The organism is Clostridium sp. D5, from assembly GCF_000190355.1.
Classification (GTDB): Bacteria; Bacillota; Clostridia; order Lachnospirales; family Lachnospiraceae; genus Faecalicatena; species Faecalicatena fissicatena_A.
The window spans coordinates 256,941-263,337 of record NZ_GL870815.1 but is presented as its reverse complement, the minus strand read 5'-3'; the positions used below and the strand labels follow the sequence as shown (position 1 = coordinate 263,337).

The 6,397-nt window shown below is 38.3% G+C and carries 5 protein-coding genes; 2 read left to right on the top strand and 3 right to left on the bottom strand.

All coding sequences use genetic code 11. From position 1 onward, the window contains the following. A partial coding sequence (locus tag HMPREF0240_RS24050) for a transposase domain-containing protein (RefSeq protein ID WP_083806285.1) occupies nt 1-212 on the top strand: 212 nt, incomplete at its 5' end. On the opposite strand, the gene HMPREF0240_RS16455 is transcribed toward HMPREF0240_RS24050, so the two are convergent. The 3 genes from HMPREF0240_RS16455 to HMPREF0240_RS16445 all read right to left on the bottom strand — a co-directional run bounded on the left by HMPREF0240_RS16455 (nt 171) and on the right by HMPREF0240_RS16445 (nt 4,538). Then, entirely contained in the window at nt 171-1,145 is a 975-nt protein-coding gene (locus HMPREF0240_RS16455) for a glycyl-radical enzyme activating protein (RefSeq protein WP_083806283.1), read from the bottom strand. The two genes, HMPREF0240_RS24050 and HMPREF0240_RS16455, sit on opposite strands and share 42 nt — an antisense overlap. A 35-nt stretch (nt 1,146-1,180) precedes the next feature. Continuing rightward, entirely contained in the window at nt 1,181-1,966 is a 786-nt protein-coding gene (locus tag HMPREF0240_RS16450; protein ID WP_009004540.1) for a sulfite exporter TauE/SafE family protein, read from the bottom strand. Nucleotides 1,967-2,057: 91 nt separating this feature from the next. Then, nucleotides 2,058-4,538, bottom strand: a complete 2,481-nt coding sequence (locus HMPREF0240_RS16445) for a formate C-acetyltransferase/glycerol dehydratase family glycyl radical enzyme (protein ID WP_009004539.1) — start codon at nt 4,536-4,538, stop codon at nt 2,058-2,060. A 444-nt stretch (nt 4,539-4,982) separates the two neighbouring features. On the opposite strand from HMPREF0240_RS16445, the gene HMPREF0240_RS16440 reads away from it, so the two are divergent. Then, on the top strand, nt 4,983-6,353 hold the full coding sequence (locus HMPREF0240_RS16440; RefSeq protein ID WP_009004538.1) for an aldehyde dehydrogenase family protein: 1,371 nt from the start codon (nt 4,983-4,985) through the stop codon (nt 6,351-6,353). Nucleotides 6,354-6,397: the final 44 nt, after the last annotated feature.

Sequence of the window (6,397 nt, the reverse complement as noted above, 5' to 3'; positions counted from 1 at the left end):
CTATCAAAGGAGCAGAAGCCAGTGCTGTGATATACAGCATTTCGGAAACTGCCAAACTGAATAATCTGAGTACTTACAATTATTTTTGCTATCTGCTTACAGAATTGCCAAAACTTGCAGACAAGGATGGAACTATAGACAAAAACGCATTGGCATCTTTGATGCCGTGGTCAACCAATCTGCCGGAAAAATGCCGGATACCACGCCGCTGAAAAGCGGCGTTGGTTTAGGTTGGGGCGGATGGTTTGACGTTTACCAATTTGGCTTACATGATCTTGGAATTTCTTTCTATCAATTTTCAACTCCTCCATCTTATATGGAATTCCCAAAGACTGATATTTTTCTTCACCTAATCTCATAAAACTCAAAAGCTGCAATGTCCTAACATTACCATTCAGTTTATCAATAATAAAGTCTGCTGTCTTTTCTATATTTTCCATATCGTCATTTACGTTTGGTATAACAGGTATTCTTAAAATCATTTCTCTTCCGTCATTTGCAAGCTTCTGCAGATTTTCTAAAATCAAATGATTATCAACCCCCGTATGTTTCTTATGTATTTCCGAGTTCATATGCTTTATATCCGAAATGATAAGATCTGTGTACGGCAACACCTTTTCTATCTGTTCCCATTTCGCATAAAACGTCGATTCAATACATGTCTGAATGTTCTCCTGTTTGCATGCTTTGAATAATTCCATAACAAAATCACTCTGAACAAACGGATCTCCACCGGAAACAGTCACACCACCGCCTGATTTATCATAAAAGCCTCTGTCCTTTCTGGTGATTTCCATGCATTCTTCTACTGTCATCATCTTTCCCCAGGCCTTAATCGCTTCTGCCGGACAACTATTATAGCATTTCATACAATTTGTACATACATCTCTATCGATGGACTCAATTATTCCATTTTCAAAGTTTATTGCACCTTCCACCGGACATACATTTTCACATGCACCGCATTTTTCCTTGGAAATACATTTACTTGCGTAAATGCCTACTTCTATATTACGATGCCAGCTTTCAGGATTACTGCACCACTCACATCTCAGGGGACATCCCTTTAAAAATAATTCTGTTCGAATGCCTGGACCGTCATGAATCGTAAATCGCTGAACATTAAATACAATTCCTTTTACCATAACATTCCACTTCCTCTCTCTACATACCTTCAGAATTACATAAATACCAACAAACTACGAATTAATGTGTTTAATCCTACCGCTAAAAGAACAACATATACGAAACGCAAAAACTGTTCTCTATTAATTTTATCCAAGAACTTAATGCCTAAAATGAAACCTACCGCTGCAAATGGCACGCAGACTAATACGGCACTCCACAAATAAGGCGTCCATGCACCATTACGGAACTGGTTAATTGAGTTCAATATGTCTAATGTTGCCCACAAAGCAATCATAGTATTACGGAATCTGATTTTATCTTTTACTGCTTCAAGCGTATACACCGTAATCAGCGGTCCGCCGATATTAAATGCACCATGTACAACACCACCGATAATCAAACATGAATAACGGAAAACTTTTTTAGGAAGAGTGTCTACTTCATCTCCACTTTTCACTTTCTTAAGTACTAAAGGACTTACTATATTCTGATATATCTTAAATGCTGCAATTAAAGTAACCGCTAAACCGATACCAACTTTAGCAACGTTAGGATCAATAATATAAAACAAGTACTGTCCCAAAAATAATCCCGGAAGACATGCCACTAAAATTTTCCCAAGATCTTTCCATGAAATATTCTTCAAAGATTTAAGAGTTAAACCTACAACGAAAATTGTTGACATAATTGTTCCAAAAGGAACTCCTGTTTCGATTCCCAAAATACTGGTAGCAAATGGTGCTGAAATAACTGTAGAACCAAATCCTGCACTTCCTTCAACAAAAAAACCAAATATCTGAATTATCGCTAATAATATAAAACCCGTCTCGAATACCATGATTTTTTCTCCTCATTCATCCTTTATATTTTATAGGATCCAAGAGCCTGAACTCAGGCTCTTGGATTTTTAAATTTTCATTTTCTTAAGATTAGAAATGGAACTCTGTACGGTCAATCAAATCATTCTGGAGCGGTGTTCCCAGCTCTACGAAATATGCACTATATCCGGCAACACGAACAAGCATATCTTTGTAATTTTCTGGATTCTTCTGTGCTTTTCTCATCTTATCCGCACTCATAATGTTGAACTGTACATGCATACCCGCTTTGTCAAGATATTCATCAACAAAACTTACAAGATTGTCCCTTCCCTCAACACCTGATACAGCCTCTTCTGGGAAACGTACATTTAACAATGTTCCGTTCATAGCCAAGCTATGATCAACTTTTGAAACCGAACTGATAAGTGCTGTTGGTCCTGACACGTCATGTGAACCACCAATAGTATGTACCGGTCCCATATTATCTGACAACGGCTCACCTTTTTTACGTCCGTCCAGTGACGCATTTGTTGCAAGACCAAGACCTACGTTTGCATTTACTGTGTAAACACCAGGAATGTAAGAACCACCACGCGGGTTTTCACCAACATTAAGGTTTCTGCAGAAACTTTCGTATATGAAGCGGAACAACTCATCTGCATAATCATCATCATTACCATAGTGATGAACTTTTGTACTGTTTACCAACGCATATAACTGTTCATGACCTTCCCAGTTATCGTATATTGCCTGCAGTAACTCGTCTCCTGTAACGGATTTTTCTTCAAACATCAGCTGTTTAATTGTAGCGAGAGCATCTGCGCATGTTGCAATACCAGCTGCCTGTGGTGCTGTAAAATTGTATTTTGCTCCACCTTCTGTGATACATTTTCCTCTTTCGATACAGTCTTCGAACAGCGAAGAAATATACGGAAGTGGTTTACACTCACGGTGAGCCACATCAATTACATCATTGCTTCCTCTGATCTGTTCACACCAATAAGCAAACTGCTTGTCAACTGCTTCAAGTACTTCATCAAATGTTTTGTATGTACGCAAACTTCCGTAGTCCGGTCCAAGCTGTCCTTCCATGTGCATAAGACGTCCATTATTCAATGCCAGTTCAAGAATCTTTGCTGAATTGATATATCCTGCGCCATGCCATCCATTTTCTTTACCCGGAAGGTTTGGCTCTACACACCCAACAACGCTGTAATCTCTTGCTTCTTCTAATGTATGTCCTTTATTAAGCATTGCTTTGATTGCAGGACCGTCATTGAATACCTTTGGATGACCAAATCCGGCACGAATACATTCAATTGTCTTTACTTTCAATTCGTACGGTGTATTTTCATGCATACGTACGCAAAGCCACGGATTCATCATACGTGTATGAGCAGAAGCCTCGATCATCATCATTGTCAGATCATTTGTTGCATCATTTCCGTCACGATCAACTCCTCCTACAACAAGACTTTCGCCACCAAATCCACGACCATTACGTACAACAACGGTACTCTTATCTTTTAACTTAGTCGGATTATTCATCTTAACATACTGAACTTCAATCAATTCAAGAGCAAACTCTTTAGAAATTGTCTTATTCTTCATATCTGCCTCATAGAATGGATTTAACCACTGATCCATACGTCCGTAAGAAATAGAATGTCCGTTACCTTCAATCTGAATCAATGTAGTTGCCAGGTTGAACAACTGTACTGCCTGCCAGAATGTCTGCGGTGCTCCACCGGCAATCTGACGACAATTTGCTGCCATTGTTTCAAGCTCTTTCTTTCTGTTCTCATCCTCTATTTTCCCTGCCATTTCTTCAGCAAGTACTGCATATCTGTTGATATACTTCTTTACTGAATCAAGCATCATAACCATAGCTGTAAGGAAGTCTTTTCTTTCTTCGTAATCTTCGTCACTTTCAGTTAATTTTGCCAAAGCATCTTTTGCTTTTGCCTGAATACCATCGTATCCAAGTTTCATTAACATTTCATAATCAACTTCTGTATGACCGACACCTGCATAATGATAATCGTTTGTCACATAAACTTTCGCACCTGCTTCAGATCCTTTTAACTGATCCTCAGTCAATCTTGAATTAATCAAATCGTCAACTGTTTTACCTCTCCAGTATTCAGCAAGCTCTACAATCTCTTTACGATCCTCATCGTTTCTAATGTAAAACTGATCATGTGCACGCTCTTCAAATGGGAAATGTAAAACCTCATCAATAAGCCATTCAACTGAAAATTCCGGATAAACCGGAGCTGCCTTTGCAGGCGCTGCAATTTCACCTACGATAAGATCTTCGTCATAAATATACAACGGAATATTTGTCAGGATTTTATCAAATGCATATGCACATTGCATTTTACGGCTGGCACCTTCATGCTCTTTATAAGATTCTGTTACCAGTTTCATTCTGTCAATATCAATATCATAAGGTCTTTCCAAAAATGTTTTTCTTAGACGATTTACTCTCGGAAATGGCGACCACTCTTCATGATTTACCTGATATCCAAGACAGTAAGAATAATCATACGGATGTATTCCGCTTGCATTAGTGTGTTGAACTTTCATAAAATAGTCCTCCTTGAATTTTTAATTTCATCTTCATCACGTGATTTTTTGTTCTTTTCTTGTTATAAGATTAACATACTCGATACACAAATTTGAAATATTAATATATGATACCTTTTCATAACAAAATATTATGTATTTTCCTTTCTTTATATCAATCAGATGATTTTCAGCTGATTTGTCATTTGTTTTTAGATGGATTGTACACTATTTTCTTCACATCTATAAAATACCATTCACCTTTTTGTTATATGGATGTGTTGTTCGGCCTATTTATAATTTTTTGTTATATGTACATATTGTATAATTCTATTTCACATTTTCAGGGTTTGTATGTTATTTTTTATATAACGATTTTATTTCCAGCGGTACGTTAAAAAACACCGCCGGAATGTGAATGGAACTATTCAACAAACAAATATTTCAGTTAAAGGAGTTAGAAAAATGGAGAACATATTAACAACTGTAGACGAATTAGTAAGACGCTCTAAAGAAGCACAGGCTCAGATCGAATTTACATCACAAGAACAAGCTGACGCCGCTGCTCGTGCAATTTGTAAAATCGTGTATGACAACGCAGAAATGCTTGGTCCAATGGCTGCTGAAGAAACCAGAATGGGAGATATAAACGATAAAATCACAAAATGTCGTATGAAATCCTCCTTAATCTGGCAAAGTATCAAAAACAAAAAAACAGTAGGGATTATCGCAAAGCACGAAGATCTTAATGTTCTTGAAATCGCAAAACCAATGGGTGTAGTAGCTGCCATTATCCCCTCTACCAATCCTGTTGTCACACCTATGTGTAATGCCGCATTTGCTTTGAAAACAAGAAACTCTGTAATTTTTGCTCCACATCCAAGAGCTGTTAAATGTACACAGCTCCTTGTATCAATGTTCCAACAGGAACTGGAGAAACTGGATCTTCCAAAAGATCTGGTTCTTACCCTTGAGAATATTTCTGTTGAAGAAAGCGCAAAGCTGATGAGCTCAGCTGATATTGTTGTAGCTACCGGCGGACCGAGTATGGTAAAAGCAGCTTATTCAAGCGGTAAACCATCACTGGGGGTTGGACAGGGAAATGTTCAATGTATTATTGATGAAGATGTTGATTTAGCAGATGCTGCTGAAAAGGTCTTAATTGGCCGCAGCTTTGACAACGGTCTTATCTGCCTCGGCGAACAGACCGTATTTGTTCCTCGCGAAAAATATGATGCATTTATTGAGGAAATCAAAAATCACGGTGGTTTCTATATAGATGATGCTGATCAGGTACAGAAGATCAGAGATGGTATCTTCCCAGAGTGCGGACCTCTTAATCGTGATGTAGTAGGATTAAGCGCATCCGATATTGGAAAAGTAATTGGTATAGATGTTCCGGAAGGTACTCGTGCTATCGTTGTCAAAGCTGAGACTGCCGGTTCTGCGGAACAGCTTTGCCGTGAAAAACTGTGTCCTGTTCTTGCAGTTCTCCCGTATGACACATTTGAAGAAGGTATAGGTTATATGGTAGAGAACCTTGAATTTGAAGGAAAAGGTCACAGTATTGCGGTTCACTCAAATACTCCTGAACATGTTGAATACGCTGCAATCCAGTGTTCTGTATCTCGTGTGGTAGTAAATCAGGCTTCAGGAACAACCGGTGGCGGCAGCCCGAAAAACGGATTTACTCCGACAACTACATTGGGATGTGGTTCATGGGGAAATAATAGCTTCAGCGGTAACTTCAGCCACGTGCATTTGATGAATATTACTCGTGTTAGTTATCCGTTTGCTGAATCTTACCTTCCAGATCCGGAAATGGCATGGGATTAATTTGAATAAACTATTAATTTTTTAAAAGTAGAAAGGAAGTCTTG

Coding starts and splice junctions, on each gene's coding strand:
- HMPREF0240_RS16455 (WP_083806283.1), bottom strand. CDS start 1,145: ATGGTAAAAGGAATTGTATTTAATGTTCAGCGATTTACGATTCATGAC.
- HMPREF0240_RS16450 (WP_009004540.1), bottom strand. CDS start 1,966: ATGGTATTCGAGACGGGTTTTATATTATTAGCGATAATTCAGATATTT.
- HMPREF0240_RS16445 (WP_009004539.1), bottom strand. CDS start 4,538: ATGAAAGTTCAACACACTAATGCAAGCGGAATACATCCGTATGATTAT.
- HMPREF0240_RS16440 (WP_009004538.1), top strand. CDS start 4,983: ATGGAGAACATATTAACAACTGTAGACGAATTAGTAAGACGCTCTAAA.